Genomic DNA, 14,309 nt, shown 5'->3' with positions numbered 1-14,309 from the left:
GCCTTTTGCTTACCAGCAGTAAGACCTAGCTGGAGTGGTTTACGTAGTCCACGTCCTTGGTTTCGCGGGTAACCCACAGCGCGATGAACGTCAGGATGGCCATCGATGAGAGGTAGATTCCCACCAGCCACGGGCTGCCGTCAGCGGCCTGCCACAGCGCCACTGCGATGAACGGGGCAACAGCTGCACCGAGGATCGAGGAAACGTTGTAGGCGATGGCTGAACCGGTGTAGCGGACATTGGTCGGGAACAGCTCCGGCAGTACGGCGCCCATCGGCCCGAAGGTCAGGCCCATCAGAGTGAAGCCGATGATCAGCAGCGCCATGGTGCCAACGAAGCCGCCGCCGAACAGCGGGTCGAACGTGAAGCCGAAGACGAAGATTGCTGCCGTGACCCAGAGCAGGGTCTTGCGGCGTCCGTACTTTTCGGCCAGCGGGCCGGCCACCATGGTGAAGATGCCGAAGAAGACGACGCCGACGATCAGCATGATCAGGAAGTCGTTGCGGGCGTAGCCGAGGCCTGCCGCGAATGTATCCGGGTCGAAGGCCTTCCCGGATGCTTCCGCCTTGGCGGCAGCTTCTTCCTCCGACTTGGCAGCGGTGCCGTAGGAGAGGGTGAAGGTGGTCATCAGGTAGAAGAGCACATAGGTGGCCAGCATGATGAAGGTGCCGGCGATCATCGGGCGCCAGGAGAACTTGAACGCAGCGGCCAGCGGCAGCTTGCTCACTTCACCGGAATCGACAACCTTCTGGAAGGCGGGGGTTTCGACCAGCTTCAGGCGGACGTAGAGGCCAATGATGACCATCACGGCGCTGGCGAGGAACGGAATGCGCCAGCCCCAGGACATGAACTGCTCTTCAGCCAGGTTGAAGCTCAGGATCAGGAACAGGCCGTTGGCCAGGATGAAGCCGATCGGAGCGCCGAGCTGCGGGAACGTGCCGTAGATGGCGCGCTTGTTCGCGGGGGCGTTCTCGGTGGCCAGCAGGGCCGCACCGGACCATTCGCCGCCGAGGGCCAGGCCCTGGGCAAAGCGCATGACGACCAGCAGGGCCGGGGCCCAGAAGGTCCAGCCGTCCATGTTCGCGGTCGGCAGGCAGCCGATAAGGAAGGTTGCGATGCCCATGGTCAGCAGGGACGCAACCAGGGTTCCCTTGCGGCCCACCTTGTCGCCGAAGTGCCCAAACACGATCGATCCAAGGGGACGGGCGATGAAGGCGACGCCGAAGACGGCGAAGGAGGACAGCAGTGCGGTGACGCCCTCGGCATTCGGGAAGAAGAGGACGGGGAAGACGAGGACTGCGGCGGTCGCATAGACATAGAAGTCGTAGAACTCGATGGAAGTGCCAACCAGGGACGCTACGATCACGCGTCCGCGGGAGTTGGCCGGTGCCTTTTCAGCTTCGGCGCTGGAAGTGTTTGTTGACATGGCAAGTCTTTCGGGTGCGGTTGGAAAGTACGATCATCCTAAAACCCGGCGTCCGCCATTCGGACATTTGTCCACAATGTGGACGTAACGTTGGACAAACCTTGAATTTCCGCGCAAAAAAGGCCGCTCCTGGAACGTGGATCGGTCCGGAGGCGGGCAAACCCATCCCACCGAGATAGCAGAAACTGCCCGTATCAAGGCTGATACGGGCAGTTTCTGCTGTCTCGTTTCGTGGCGGGAGTTAGATGTGCACGTGCAGGCGCCGTGCTGCCTCGGAGATGGAGCCGGTCAGCGACGGGTAGACCGTGAAGGTGTTGGCGACGTCGTCGACGTGCAGTTTCTGCGTGACCGCCAGCGCAATCGGGAAGATCAGTTCGGAGGCACGGGGACCGACGACGACGCCGCCGATCACTGTTCCGGAGCCCTTCCGGGCAATGATCTTCACGAACCCTTCCTTGACATCCATCATCTTCGCCCGCGCGTTGGTGTGCAGCGAGAGCTTGATGACGTCGCCCTGGTACCGTCCGGCGGCAATGTCCGCTTCGGACACACCCACTGACGCGATCTCCGGGGAGGTGAAGATGTTCGAGGCGACGTGCTTGAGCTTCAGCGGCTTCACGCTGTCCCCCATCAGGTGGGCGATCGCAATGCGTCCCTGCATCGCAGCGACCGAGGCCAGGTTGAAGACACCCGTGCAGTCACCGGCAGCGTAGACGTTCGACGCGGTGGTCCGGGAGACGCCGTCGACCTTGATCTGTCCCTGCTCATCCAGGGCGACTCCTGCCTCCTCGAGGCCGATGCCCTGCGTGTTGGGAATAGCGCCGACGGCGACGAGGCAATGGGAGCCCTCAACCGTGCGCCCGTCGGAGAGCGTGACCCGCACCCCGTCACCGGTGTTCTTCACCGAATCGGCACGGGAACGGGAGAGCACGGTCATGCCGCGGGCCTGGAAGACGTCCTCCAGGACGCGGGCAGCGTCAGCGTCTTCGCCGGGCAGCACGCGGTCACGGCTGGAGATGAGGGTGACGCGTGCGCCGAGCCCGTTGTAGGCGGACGCGAACTCAGCGCCCGTCACGCCGGACCCGATGACGATCAGGTGCTCGGGAACCTCTGTCAGGTTGTAGATCTGCTTCCAGGTGAAGATCCGCTCGCCGTCCGGCATGGACGTGTCCAGTTCGCGGGGGTTGGCGCCCGTTGAGATCAGGAGGGCTTCGGCTTCCACCGTGGTGGTGCCTTCATCCGTGGCGACCTCGATCCGGCGGTTGTCGAGCAGCCTGCCCTCACCCAGAATCACCTTCACGCCCATGCGTTCCAGCGTCCGCCGGATGTCGTTGGACTGTTCCTTGGCCAAGGCCAGCAGGCGGTGGTTGACCATCTTCAGGTCCGCTTCGGCCGGCTTGGCAGCGTTGCCAAAGTCGACGCCGAGATTGGAGGCGGAGCTGAAACGGGTCATCACGTCCGCGGTGGCAATGAGGGTCTTGGAAGGCACGACGTCGGTGAGGACGGCGGAGCCGCCCAGCCCGTTGCGCTCCACAATGGTTACGTCTGCGCCAAGTGACGCTGCCACCATGGCTGCCTCGTAGCCGCCGGGGCCGCCGCCGAGGATCGCAATTTTTCGGGCAGTGAAATCTAGTTGGCTCGTCACAAGGGTCCATTCTGTCCCATCGGGGGGAACGTCTCAAACGAACCGCGCCCGGGACCGGCCGCGCCGGCCGCCAACAAGCGGTAAGTTGTACGGGTGAGCTATGACGATCCCTTTGAACTTGCCCAGCAGGCCGCAGCGTACATCGCCGAGAAAACCGGTGTACCCAGCCACGACATCGCCCTGGTCCTGGGCAGCGGCTGGGGGGACGCAGCAGACCTGATCGGTGAGACCACTGCCACGCTGCCGGCGTCGGACATTCCCGGTTTTTCCGCCCCGGCTGTCCAGGGACATGTGGGGACCATCCGGTCCGTACTGACTCCCGGGGGCAAGCGCGCCCTCATCCTGGGTGCCCGCACGCACTACTACGAGGGCAAGGGTGTCCGCGCCGTCGTCCACGGTGTGCGGACCGCCGCTGCTGCCGGTGCGAAGGTCATGGTCCTCACCAACGGATGCGGCGGCCTGAACCTGGACTGGGCTCCCGGCACCCCTGTGCTGATCAGCGACCACCTCAACCTGACGGCCACCTCCCCGCTGGAGGGCGCGACGTTCGTCGACCTGACGGACCTCTACTCCCCCAGGCTCCGCGACCTCGCCCGGACCGTTGATCCCACCCTTGCCGAAGGTGTCTACGCCCAGTTCCCCGGCCCGCACTACGAAACACCCGCGGAAGTCCGCTATGCCAAGACCATCGGCGCGGACCTGGTGGGCATGTCCACCGCCCTTGAAGCCATTGCTGCCCGCCATGCCGGCATGGAGGTCTTCGGTATCAGCCTGGTGACCAACCTGGCCGCAGGCATCAGCCCGGAACCCCTGAGCCACCAGGAAGTGCTGGAAGCCGGCGCCGAAGCAGGCCCGCGCATTTCCAAGCTGCTCGCCGGCATCATCGGCGCCCTGTAGCACCGCCCGTATCCGATCTGAGGCACCCAATGACCTTGACTGCTATGGAACGCGAAGAACTGTTCAACGAAGCCCGGATCTGGGCCGATACGGACCCCGACCCTGCCACGGCCGCTGAGCTGCGGACCCTGCTGGCGGCAGCCGAGGCAGAAGCCGCTGCGGAAAGCGGAACAGCCGCGGCCCTGGAGGAACTGGCGGACCGGTTCTCCGGCACCCTGGAGTTCGGCACCGCCGGCCTGCGCGCCGCTCTCGGTGCCGGCCCTCGGCGCATGAACCGCGCCGTCGTCCGGCGCACCGCGGCCGGAATCGCTTCCTTCCTGCAGGACAGGTCCGAGGGGTGGATCCCCAGCGCAGTGATCGGCTACGACGCGCGGCACAACTCGAAGGCGTTCGCCCTGGAAACAGCGGCGGTCTTCAGCGCCGCAGGCATCGAGGCGTTCCTGCTTCCCTGCACGCTGCCGACGCCGGTGCTCGCCTACGCGGTCCGTGCCCTTGATACGGACGCCGGAGTGATGGTCACCGCCAGCCACAACCCGGCACAGGACAACGGTTACAAGGTCTACCTGGGCGGGCGCACGGTGAAGGGGCCGGGACGCGGTGCGCAGATCGTCCCGCCCTACGACGCCGAGATCGCCGCGCGCATCGACTACACGCTGCCGCTCTCCTCCATCGAGACTGCGCCGGAGGGCTGGACCGACGTCTCCGAGTCGATCGCGGCCGACTACATCAACGCCGTCGACGCGCTGGTGAACCACGACGGTTACCCGGCCCGGGACCTGAGGATCGTCCTCACCCCCATGCACGGTGTCGGCGGGGAAACCATGACGGCGGTCCTGCGCGACGCCGGATTCTCCTCGGTGAAGCTTGTGGCTGCACAGGCGGAGCCCGATCCCGACTTCCCGACCGTGGCCTTCCCCAACCCGGAGGAACCCGGAGCGCTGGACCTGGCAGTGGGCATGGCAGCCGAAACCGGTGCGGACATTGTCCTGGCCAACGACCCGGATGCCGACCGTGCTGCCGTCGCCGCCCAGGATCCTGCCACCGGCCAGTGGCGGATGCTGCGCGGGGATGAAACGGGGGCGCTGCTGGGTGCACACATTGCCGACCGGATCCGGTCCGGCCACCACCGGCTGCGCCCGGATTCCAATACTCCCGTCTTCGCAAATTCGATCGTCTCCTCCCGTTTGCTTGCCCGCATCGCCGCTGCGGCCGGATTCGCCCACCAGGAAACGCTGACCGGCTTCAAGTGGATATCGCGGGTCCCCGGACTTGTGTACGGGTATGAGGAAGCCCTGGGATACTGCGTGGCACCGGCGCTGGTCAGGGACAAGGACGGCATCTCCGCCGGCCTGCTGATCGCCGAACTTGCGGCCGCCCTGAAAGCCGACGGCCGCACCTTGTTCGATATGCTCGATGACCTTGCGCTGGAACACGGGCTGCATGCTTCAGACCAGCTCTCGGTGCGGGTGGAGAACCTCTCCCTCATTCCGCAGATGATGACGCGCCTGCGCGCACAGCCGCCGTCGTCCCTCGCCGGGTCCCCGGTGGTGAACGCCGTCGACCTCTCAGCCGGTTCCGAAGCGCTGCCTCCGACCGACGGCCTGCTCTACCTGACGGAGGACGGCACCCGGATCATCGTCCGGCCGTCGGGCACCGAGCCCAAGCTCAAGTGTTACCTGGAAGTCATCGAGCCGGTTGACGGCCGTGCCGGCCTGGCGCGTGCGCGTGCCGCCGCGGCGGACCGGCTGGCCGCCGCCAAGGAAGACATTGCTGCCGCACTGGGGCTGGAGGCCTGACCCGCCGCGCTACCCTGCTCCGGTGGAATTCGCGGGTGCCTGGACCAATGGAAGCACGGCTCCCGTTTCCAGGATGTCGGCAACCTGCCGCGCGGCGAGCGGCCTGCTGAAGTAGTACCCCTGGCCGCTTCGGCAGCCCAGGACCAGGAGGTCCGCGGCTTGGTCCAGGGTCTCGATCCCTTCGAAGACCGCTTCCATGCCGGCCGCCTGGATCAGGCCGTGGACCGCATCCACAAAGTGCCGCTGACCCGGATCAGCGCTGATGTCACGAATCAGGCTGCGGTCCACCTTCACGGTGTGGACAGGCAGCCGGCGGAGGTAGCTGATGGAGGAATAGCCTGTCCCGAAGTCGTCGATTTCAATCCCGACGCCGAGGGCACTGAGTGACCGGAGCGAGTACATTTCAACGTCACCGCCGCTGACGAACGCGCTTTCCGTGATTTCGATGATCAGGCGGCCCGGACTGATCCCGGTTTCGGTAAGCGCCTGCCGGACATGGTCCACCAGGTCCAGCCGCTGCAGTTCCATGGCGGAGAGGTTGACCCGGACTTTGAAATCCGGTTCCAGCGCCAGTTCCCCTTCCCAGCGGGCCACCTGTTCCAGGGCAGCCCGCAGCACCCAGCGCCCCAGATCCAGGATGATCCCGGTCTCCTCGGCGATGGGAATGAAGTCATCGGGCATAACGAGTCCGCGCTGCGGGTGCTGCCAGCGGATCAGCGCTTCCACACCGATCATCCGGCCGCTGGCCAGCTCCACGACGGGCTGGTAATCCAGGAAAAGCTCATCTCGTCCCACGCCCTGGCGCAGCTCGGCAGCCATGTCACGGCGGAGCTGGCGGGAGTAGAGCATAACCGGCTCGAAAGCCTTGTTTTGCCCCCTCCCGGCTTCCTTCGCCGCGTACATAGCGGTGTCTGCCCGGACCATGATGTCTTCGGCGCTCTCCCCTGCCTGCCCGGCGTGCGCTCCGATGCTGGCACGGGGCCAGACGTCGAGCTCGTCGACCCTGATGCATTCGGTGAGGGCTTCCTGGACCCTTGCCGCCACGCCCATGGCCGCGGTGAGGCTCGTTTCGGGAAGCAGGACGGCGAACTCGTCGCCGCCGAGCCGGGCCACGGTATCCCCGCGGCGCACCGCCCAGCGGATCCTTCGTGCTACTTCAACGAGCACCTGGTCGCCGGTCTGATGGCCGAAGCTGTCGTTAATGTCCTTGAATGCGTCAAGGTCGATCATCAGGACGGAGGGACGCTTGGCGCCGTCCTCGGATGACAGGAGAGCTGCTTCGATTCCGTGCATCAGCGCAGTACGGTTTGCCATCCCGGTCAGTGCGTCGCTCATGGCCATGCGCTGCATTTGCCGGTGTGCTGCCTGCAGTTCGATGGTCCGCGACTCGACCCGTTCCTCGAACTCCTGGTAAACCGAATTAAGTTCTTCGGCCAGCAGGTTGATCCCGGTAATGACGGCGTCAACGTCGTCCCGGTTGGGCGAGGTGCGGATCCTGGTACTCAGGTCCCCAGCAGCGATCCGGACTATGCCGTCGACTACCTGCTGCAGTCGTGTGTCTGCTGGCTGCCCTTCCGTCATTTCGTCCGGCTCTCCAGCCACGTCAGAGCTTCGCTCTTTGAGGAGAAGTACCGGGTGGGGCACGGCGGGAGGTCACCGCCCAGCAGGAAGTTTGCAATAACACGGTCCACCTGCGAGGTGCCGACGACGGCGACGGCGGATGCCTTGCGGGCCGCTCCGAAGACGCTGCGGGCGCTGCGGGTGAGGGATTCAACGCCCGTGATCTCCAGCAGCAGGGGAATAAACCCAGGCCCGGCGAGTTCGTCGAATTCCTCCGCTGCGCGGGCGGCGATCCCGCCGGTGATGACCTCGCCCGGCGGCAGGATGATGGTGGCAAAGCCATCCTCCGAAAAAACCTCGGCGTAGCCCTCTTCGCCCGACCGGATCCCTCGGGTACCGGGAACAGCTTCCTCAGGCACCGGCGCTGCGCTGTCGATGACCGTCATGCGGTCCCTCCAGCCCGGGCTTTTCTGCATGCGCGGTCCGGTTCAGTGCCGTTCCACGGTTCGAGACCCAAAACTTCATGCTTTCCCATGTTTCCCCCCAAAAACCTAAGGTACCTCAGTTGTCCTCAAAAAGAACGGATTGTCAGCGTAATTCCGCTGAACCACATGCTCCTTCTGCCTTCCAATGCCTCCCACAGGCACGTTTAAGAGACCTCTCGCGCATCCTCTAGGAAGCCCCTGGATTGTTCGGCCCGTGCGGAGGCCCCAGCATTTTCGAAGAGACGGGCACTTTCCGCCGCGTATTTGGCCGCTTCTTCGGGCTGTCCCTCGTCCCGAAGAATGCGTGCGTACAGCAGGCGTGCTTCTCCTTCAATGTGCGGCGCCATCAGTTCTGCCTCCTGCATGAGGACCGCCATATGTGCACGCGCCTCAGAACACTCGCCAGTCAGGTACATCCAATAGGCGCGGGTGATCCCGAGCTCGATTTCATCCTGCTTGGTGCCTCCGGTGATAGAGATAGCCATCTCCGCCCGTTCGATGCACTGCAGTGTTTCAGGCTCAACCAAGTTCGCAGTCAGCCTCATGAACGCCGATGCCTTGTTGAAAAGCGCCCAGAGACTGACGTCGTTGATACGCGAAAGCGCTGCCGAGGCAAGTCCGTGATAGTAAGTCGCTTCCGTAGGCTTGCCCACGAGGAACGCGGCATTTCCGATCGACCAGTAGGCCTTGCCTGCTCTCTCGGATCCCGATTCCTCGTCTATCAGAGTGGCCAGCTTTTCGGCTTCTCGCCATGCGTCCTCCAAGTTGCCGCTCTCTGCGAGAACCGCCACGAGCACCTGCTGTGCCTCGAGTTTGGCAGAGGCACCATGCTCAGGATCGAAGGGGGAATCGACGGCGGCCCGGGCGACGGCAAGGGCTTCCGGGAGTTGGCCGAGTCCCTGCAATGCCAAAGACTGCAATGCCCTGGCTTTGCCTTTCAAAACCGCATCCGATCCTGCAAGAGGGTGCGAAGCGAGGTTTTCTGCTGTGGCGGCACAGTCGTCAATAAGCCCCAGTTCACGCTGGCATTCACCGAAGAGGAACCGCATCCTCCACCAACCGGCATCGTCACCCTTCTCGCTGGCAGCTGTGGCTGCGCGTTCCGCAAAGGCCAATGCATGTCCGTACTCCCGGCGTTCCCAGAATTGGCGGGCCTTGTACTCGTTGAAAATGAAATCATTGGTCATGCGGAGCCACGGAACTTTCTCGGTATGTTGCACTGCTCTTCGTCTGCGCTGAGTTTCATTGTGACTGGCCAGCGGACTCATTGAAGAACGTTACGCACCAAGTCAGACCAGAGCGACTGGAATCTCGCTTCCTTAACGCAAGATATCCTGAATTTTCGAAAGCAGGTAGGTTATCTGCCTGTCGAACTGAGTATAGTTTTCTGTGTCAGCGCTAGTTGTCACTCTCATCAAGGAGAAACCATATGAAGAAACTGGGGGCTTCCCTGCTTCTCGCGGCAGCCATCACGGCAGTCGGTGTTGCAGCACCTGCTAACGCAGCTCCATCTTTCGGCGTCGGCGGGGGAACTGTTTCTCCGCTGATCAACTGGTGGCCTAACTAAGCTTTAGATGAAAGCCGGGCAACAATCCTTCGGGATTATTGCCCGGCTTTTTATTTTGCTGGGCGCGATGGAGCTTGACGGTGCAGGCTAGCCCCTGCCCCCTCACTTCATGGCTCCTTCTCCCCTCCCTGCATATGGGAGACTGGAAGCCCAGTTTGGAAAGGACCGCCATGCCCACGAACGCCGCGCCCGACGAGACCCCGCAGACCGCAGACCTCGCCTCGTATATCGACCACACCCTGCTCAAGCCGGAGGCGTCCCGCGAAGACATCCTCCGAGTGTGTGAAGAAGCCGCCCAGTACGGTTTCAAATCCGTGTGTGTGAACCCGCTTTGGGTGAGCACCGTTCACACAGCCTTGAAGGACAGCGGCGTGGATACGTGCTCCGTCATCGGCTTTCCGCTTGGCGCCTCAACCACGGAGGTCAAGGTTTTCGAAGCCCAGGGTGCACTCCAGGACGGCGCTGACGAAATCGACATGGTCATCGACATTGCCGCGGCTCGCCGGGGTGACCGGGAAGCACTGGTCCGAGACATCGCCGCCGTCGCCGATGCTGTCCACGAAACGGGCGCCCTCCTGAAGGTCATCATCGAGACTGCGCTGCTGACGGATGAGCAGAAAGTCCTCGCCTGCGAGGCTTCGGTCGAAGCCGGCGCTGACTTCGTGAAGACGTCGACAGGCTTCAACGGAGGCGGGGCGACTGTGGAAGACGTCGCATTGATGCGCCGGACCGTAGGCCCTGACCTCGGCGTTAAGGCTTCCGGCGGCGTTCGCAGCCGCGAAGATGCCCTCGCCATGATCAACGCCGGAGCCACGCGAATTGGAGCGAGCTCCGGAATCGCTATTGTTAAGGGTGGTAACGGCGGGTCCGGCTACTGATCCGTCCGCCGCTGAAAACTTTTTGAAACGGAGAAACTCCCATGGCAGGAACCAAGGCCAAGCAGCCCACTCACTCGGGCGAAGGACACCTGGTCAAGAACCTCGTTACGTTCGTCGTCTTCTTCGGGCTGTTCCTCGCCTCGATTTACTCGCTGAACTGGCTGACCCTTGATGTTGTATGGCCGATGGTGGTCTGCCTCGTCGTCGGCACGCTCGTCTACCTGATCCCGTTCATGATGGGCCGCTCGGACTCCACGACTGAACTGGCTGAAGGCAAGTCGCACAACGAGTAGTCTTTCAGGCTTCTGATAACGGCAAAGGCACGCTGGTTCCAGCGTGCCTTTGCCGTTCCCGGACGAAATCCGGTACTTAGCGTCTCCCGCAGCGCGAGTAACATCCGGCAGGAAACAAGTAGTAAGTACTCTTAGTATCTACCGTCGCCCGTTCCTATTGTTGCGCGCATGAGCACAACACTGAGCCGCAGGGAATGGCGCCGGGAACGCAGCCGGCAGCAGCGCTTCACCCGAATCTCCTATTCAGCGATCGGCGCCCTGGTGCTGGCAGCGATGATTGTTTTCGCCGTCGCAGTCACCCAGTAGCCGGCGGGCCCTCCGGGAGGGCCTCAGACCCGGGAACTCCACGAGTGACGGGGATCCTTGGAATACCAGTCCCACGCCAGAAGCTCCGGCACCATGGTCTCCACCAGGACCGCCGTCAGCCAGTGCTCCTGGCCCTGATACTTCACCGACATCTTGGCTTCGGGGAAGCTTCCGCCCACTGCGACAATGGCTGCGCCGCGGGGGGCCATCCAGTCCAGCGCCTGCTGGTCCCACGCGGAGCCTGCGAACATCAGGGCACGGTAGTCCAGCGTCTTGGACAAGTAGACATCGACGTGTGACCAGTCTCCCGTCTCGCTGCCGAACGCCGGCCGCCGGGGAACCTCGCGCAGCATCAGGGAACCCTGCTCTGCACTGGACCGCCGCTCAGCCGGAGCGAGCAGGAAGACACCGTCGGGTCCCAGCAACACGTCCGAGGCTTGGGGCAGCCAGTCCCCCGCAGAGGCCAGCAGCTCCCGGTTCCCTGCAGCGGCCAGGCGTGCCGTCTCGCCCAGCTCCCCAAACGAAGCGCCGAAGCTTTCCAGGAGGGCCGCCATGACCAGGACGGAATGCCGGAAGTTCCGGCAGGAGATTCCCGAGACCTCCTCCCCCACATTCAGCGGCAACACGAAGTCCGCCATGGCCGCGAGGCGCGAGTCCGCATTGTTCGTTACAGCCACCAGCCTGCCGGCGCCCTGGTAACGCTGGGCGGCAGCCAGCACTTCCACGCTGGAGCCGGTGGCAGAGACTGCTATGACCAGGAGGTCTGGCGCAGGGGCGGGCAAGAGCGCGGTGCTGGCCAGCTCGACCTGGACGTTCAGGCCGTCAGCCCTGGCCTGGCGTGCCACCGTGGCAGCGGCGTACGCACTGGAGCCCATCGCAAGAACCAGCAGACGGTTCGCTTTCGGCAGCTGCGCCAGGCCGGGGTATCCGCGCTCCAGCATCGGCGCGAGTTCTTCGAGATAGTCCGGGACCGTGTTCAGGTCCTCGGCAAAGCGGGCGGTGTCCACGCGGGCTCCTTGTGCTGTGATGTCTGGTCTGGGGGAAATCGGTGAGTGATGGCGCCGTCCGCGGCATACCCCCAACGAGGCAGGAAGCGGTGCGCATAGATGAGTTCCCGAAGCAGCTGTTCAGCGATGAGCCCGGGGAGCATTGCCTCATCCAGAAGGTCCGGAACGCCGGCTTCCCGTGCTGCCTCGCGGTAGGACGCCACCATTTCCCCGGTGGCATCCCGCGACCAGCCGTACAGCCGCCGCAGTGCTTGCGGCTCCGATGCCTGGATCCTCTTGGCAGCAACAGACGCAACCATGTCGAAGCTTGCCGCGAGATGCGCGACGTCGCGGGCAGCCGTGTCCGGCAGGTCACGTTCAGCAGCTGACAGCTGGGGATCGCCGTCGAAATCCAGCAGCCAGTAGTTCCCGCCGGCGCGCAGGATCTGCCCCACGTGCAGGTCACCGTGCAGGTCGAACGCCGGAGCTGCTGTCTCTGGAATCGCATCCAGGATGTCCTTCAGCGCTGACGCACGGCGGGTAAGCCGGAGGCCCGGGTCGCCGTCGGTCACGGACAGTGCCTGGTCCAGGACGTCCGACGCCCGCTTCCGCACCTGCGCGGCCGCCGGCGGCGCGGCCGCACCCGCTTCCAGCAGCACCGTGTGGACTTCGGCAGTAAGCCGTCCCAGCTCCGCCGGCCACCGCGGCGCCTCACCGCCCTGGAACCAGGACACGACGTCGTCCACTGCCCAGCTCCAGCCATCCGCTGCATCCGGAACGACGGCGCTGACCAGGGCAAGTGTCCCCTGCCCCCGCGTCGGGTGATGCCAGTCCAAGGACCCAAAATATCCCGGGACGGCCTCCACACCGGCTTCCGCGAGACGGGTCAGAAGCCGCGCCGACCGGTTCGCGCCGCCCCAGGAACGGACAAGCTTGACGATCTTGTCCCCGCCGACGACGACGGACAGGTTGGTCATGTCCACGGCGACAGCGGATTCGTCAGTGGCAGCAACGGCGGCGGGCAGCGGAGTCCGCACTATTCGAAGCTCCCCGGGTGAGCATTCAAGGCCATCCGGCGCCCCGGACAGAACCGCTGCCACCAGGTCTGCGGCCAGCCCTGATCCCGCGGCAGCCGGCTCGCCGGCGGACCCCAAAGGTGTGAGCACGCCGTCGGTTTCCAGCCGGATGCGGCCGTGCGGGGTCCTTAGTTCATGCATAACCCCACCCTCACATTCCTTACACAAAAGTTTCAAGAACCGTTTGTTAAATGCTTGTTACAGCCTAAAACAACCGTTGTATTCCTTGAACTCTAATGCAAAGATCAGTTCACCAACCACAGCCGAGGTGACGTGTGCCACTCACGTCCAGAAGGAGTGACCGTGAGTTTCGAGCACATCAAGCGCAGTGCTGTCGCCGTGACAGCAGTCCTGGCGCTGTCAGCCTGCGGCGGCGGAAGCCAACCAGCGGACCTGGATCCCGAGGCCGACATCAGCCAGCAGGAGCTTGTGGTCGGCATCTGGGCCGACTACTACCCCGAGGACCTCGCGGAGACCTTCGAGGCTGAGACCGGTGTGCCGGTGCAAATCGTCCACCACGCCACGAATGAAGAAATCATGGCCAAGCTGACCGCCGGCGGCGACTCGGGGATCGACGTCGCCTTCGTCTCCGGCCAGTACGCCCAGGCCCTCAATGAAGGCGGAATGCTCCAGGAACTGGACCACTCCCTCATACCCAACATTGAGAACCTCTACCCGGAGGCCATGGAAATGGCATACGACGACGGCAACACCTTCTCCCTGCCGTACGCCTGGGGCACCACCGGCCTCTGCTACCGCTCGGACCTGCTGCCGGCAGAGCCGACGTCCTGGAACGACCTCCTGGAACCGTCCGCGGAAGCAGCCGGGAAGACCACCATGCTCTCCACCGAACGCTGGATGGCCCTGCCTGCCCTGAAGGCGCTGGGCTACTCGGTGAACTCCGAGGATCCCGCTGAGCTCGAAGCAGTAAAGGAGCAGCTCACCGCCACCAAGCCCACCCTGCTCTCCTTCGATGACACCACCTTCTACTCCAAGCTCGTCACCGGCGAAGCCGTGCTGACCGAAGCCTGGGACGGCTGGTGCAACTACGGCATCGCCGAGGACCCGAACATCAAGTTCACCGTTCCCGAAGAGGGCAGCGACCTCTGGGTGGACACCATGACCGTGCTGAAGTCTTCGCAGAACAAGGAAGCTGCCATGGCGTTCCTGAACTACGTGCTGGAACCGGAGGTTCATTCCTGGGCCGCGGAGAACATCCTCTACAAGGTGCCCAACAAAGCCGCCATGGAGGCGCTGGATCCGGAACTGCTGACCACCTACCCGAATCTGGCCATGACCCCTGCTGAGCTGGCGGAGCAGGAAGTCATTGTTGACCTGGGCGACTACAGCACCGAGTACACCCGCCTCGCCACGGAAATCTCCGCGAAGTAGCT

At 63.9% G+C, this 14,309-nt stretch carries 14 protein-coding genes; 7 read left to right on the top strand and 7 right to left on the bottom strand.

Annotated elements, in window-relative coordinates; translation table 11 throughout:
• Positions 1 to 25: 25 nt before the first annotated feature.
• Together NF551_RS05230 and NF551_RS05225 are read right to left on the bottom strand one after the other, a co-directional pair.
• Positions 26 to 1,426 (bottom strand): MFS transporter, encoded by a 1,401-nt coding sequence (locus NF551_RS05230; RefSeq protein ID WP_227894971.1) that lies wholly within the window; start codon positions 1,424 to 1,426, stop codon positions 26 to 28.
• A 241-nt stretch (positions 1,427 to 1,667) separates the two neighbouring features.
• A complete protein-coding gene (locus tag NF551_RS05225; protein ID WP_227894972.1) occupies positions 1,668 to 3,071 on the bottom strand; it encodes an NAD(P)H-quinone dehydrogenase in 1,404 nt (467 codons plus the stop codon).
• A gap of 93 nt (positions 3,072 to 3,164) precedes the next feature.
• Between NF551_RS05225 and NF551_RS05220 the strand changes: the two genes are divergently transcribed.
• Positions 3,165 to 3,968 carry a purine-nucleoside phosphorylase gene (locus tag NF551_RS05220; RefSeq protein ID WP_227894973.1) on the top strand — a complete coding sequence of 268 codons (804 nt, stop codon included), beginning with the start codon at positions 3,165 to 3,167 and terminating at the stop codon, positions 3,966 to 3,968.
• A 29-nt stretch (positions 3,969 to 3,997) separates the two neighbouring features.
• Complete coding sequence (locus NF551_RS05215) at positions 3,998 to 5,764, top strand: phospho-sugar mutase (RefSeq protein WP_227894974.1); 1,767 nt, start codon at positions 3,998 to 4,000, stop codon at positions 5,762 to 5,764.
• 9 nt (positions 5,765 to 5,773) lie between these two features.
• Here the strand turns inward: NF551_RS05215 and NF551_RS05210 are convergent, their stop codons facing one another.
• The 3 genes from NF551_RS05210 to NF551_RS05200 form a co-directional block, all read right to left on the bottom strand.
• Complete coding sequence (locus NF551_RS05210) at positions 5,774 to 7,345, bottom strand: putative bifunctional diguanylate cyclase/phosphodiesterase (RefSeq protein WP_227894975.1); 1,572 nt, start codon at positions 7,343 to 7,345, stop codon at positions 5,774 to 5,776.
• On the bottom strand, positions 7,342 to 7,770 hold the full coding sequence (locus NF551_RS05205) for a DUF7793 family protein (RefSeq protein WP_227894977.1): 429 nt from the start codon (positions 7,768 to 7,770) through the stop codon (positions 7,342 to 7,344). Before NF551_RS05205 ends, NF551_RS05210 begins: the two co-directional genes overlap by 4 nt.
• 203 nt (positions 7,771 to 7,973) lie before the next feature.
• Positions 7,974 to 8,996, bottom strand: a complete 1,023-nt coding sequence (locus tag NF551_RS05200; protein WP_252604985.1) for a hypothetical protein — start codon at positions 8,994 to 8,996, stop codon at positions 7,974 to 7,976.
• A gap of 242 nt (positions 8,997 to 9,238) precedes the next feature.
• Here NF551_RS05200 and NF551_RS05195 point away from each other — a divergent pair, with 242 nt between their 5' ends.
• The 4 genes from NF551_RS05195 to NF551_RS05180 all read left to right on the top strand — a co-directional run bounded on the left by NF551_RS05195 (position 9,239) and on the right by NF551_RS05180 (position 10,853).
• The gene (locus NF551_RS05195) at positions 9,239 to 9,376 is read left to right on the top strand and encodes a hypothetical protein (protein ID WP_227894980.1); all 138 of its coding nucleotides are present in this window, start codon (positions 9,239 to 9,241) and stop codon (positions 9,374 to 9,376) included.
• Positions 9,377 to 9,546: 170 nt separating this feature from the next.
• Positions 9,547 to 10,254: a deoxyribose-phosphate aldolase gene (gene deoC, locus NF551_RS05190; RefSeq protein ID WP_227894982.1), complete on the top strand. Its 708-nt coding sequence runs from the start codon at positions 9,547 to 9,549 to the stop codon at positions 10,252 to 10,254.
• A 41-nt stretch (positions 10,255 to 10,295) separates the two neighbouring features.
• Positions 10,296 to 10,547: a hypothetical protein gene (locus NF551_RS05185; RefSeq protein WP_227894983.1), complete on the top strand. Its 252-nt coding sequence runs from the start codon at positions 10,296 to 10,298 to the stop codon at positions 10,545 to 10,547.
• Positions 10,548 to 10,715: 168 nt separating this feature from the next.
• The gene (locus NF551_RS05180; protein ID WP_227894985.1) at positions 10,716 to 10,853 is read left to right on the top strand and encodes a hypothetical protein; all 138 of its coding nucleotides are present in this window, start codon (positions 10,716 to 10,718) and stop codon (positions 10,851 to 10,853) included.
• A 23-nt stretch (positions 10,854 to 10,876) separates the two neighbouring features.
• Here NF551_RS05180 and NF551_RS05175 read toward each other — a convergent pair whose 3' ends face one another.
• Positions 10,877 to 11,860 (bottom strand): SIS domain-containing protein, encoded by a 984-nt coding sequence (locus NF551_RS05175; RefSeq protein ID WP_227894987.1) that lies wholly within the window; start codon positions 11,858 to 11,860, stop codon positions 10,877 to 10,879.
• Positions 11,830 to 13,056 (bottom strand): hypothetical protein, encoded by a 1,227-nt coding sequence (locus NF551_RS05170; protein ID WP_227894988.1) that lies wholly within the window; start codon positions 13,054 to 13,056, stop codon positions 11,830 to 11,832. The genes NF551_RS05175 and NF551_RS05170 overlap by 31 nt, the downstream gene beginning before the upstream one ends.
• A 162-nt stretch (positions 13,057 to 13,218) precedes the next feature.
• Here NF551_RS05170 and NF551_RS05165 point away from each other — a divergent pair, with 162 nt between their 5' ends.
• Positions 13,219 to 14,307, top strand: coding sequence for a polyamine ABC transporter substrate-binding protein (locus tag NF551_RS05165; protein ID WP_227894990.1), 1,089 nt, complete (start codon positions 13,219 to 13,221; stop codon positions 14,305 to 14,307).
• Positions 14,308 to 14,309 lie beyond the last annotated feature (2 nt).

The sequence above is a fragment of the Arthrobacter caoxuetaonis genome, assembly GCF_023921125.1.
In the GTDB taxonomy this organism is placed as follows: Bacteria; Actinomycetota; Actinomycetes; order Actinomycetales; family Micrococcaceae; genus Arthrobacter_B; species Arthrobacter_B caoxuetaonis.
Note: the sequence above shows the minus strand (reverse complement) of the source record. Positions and strands in the feature narration are given on the sequence as shown.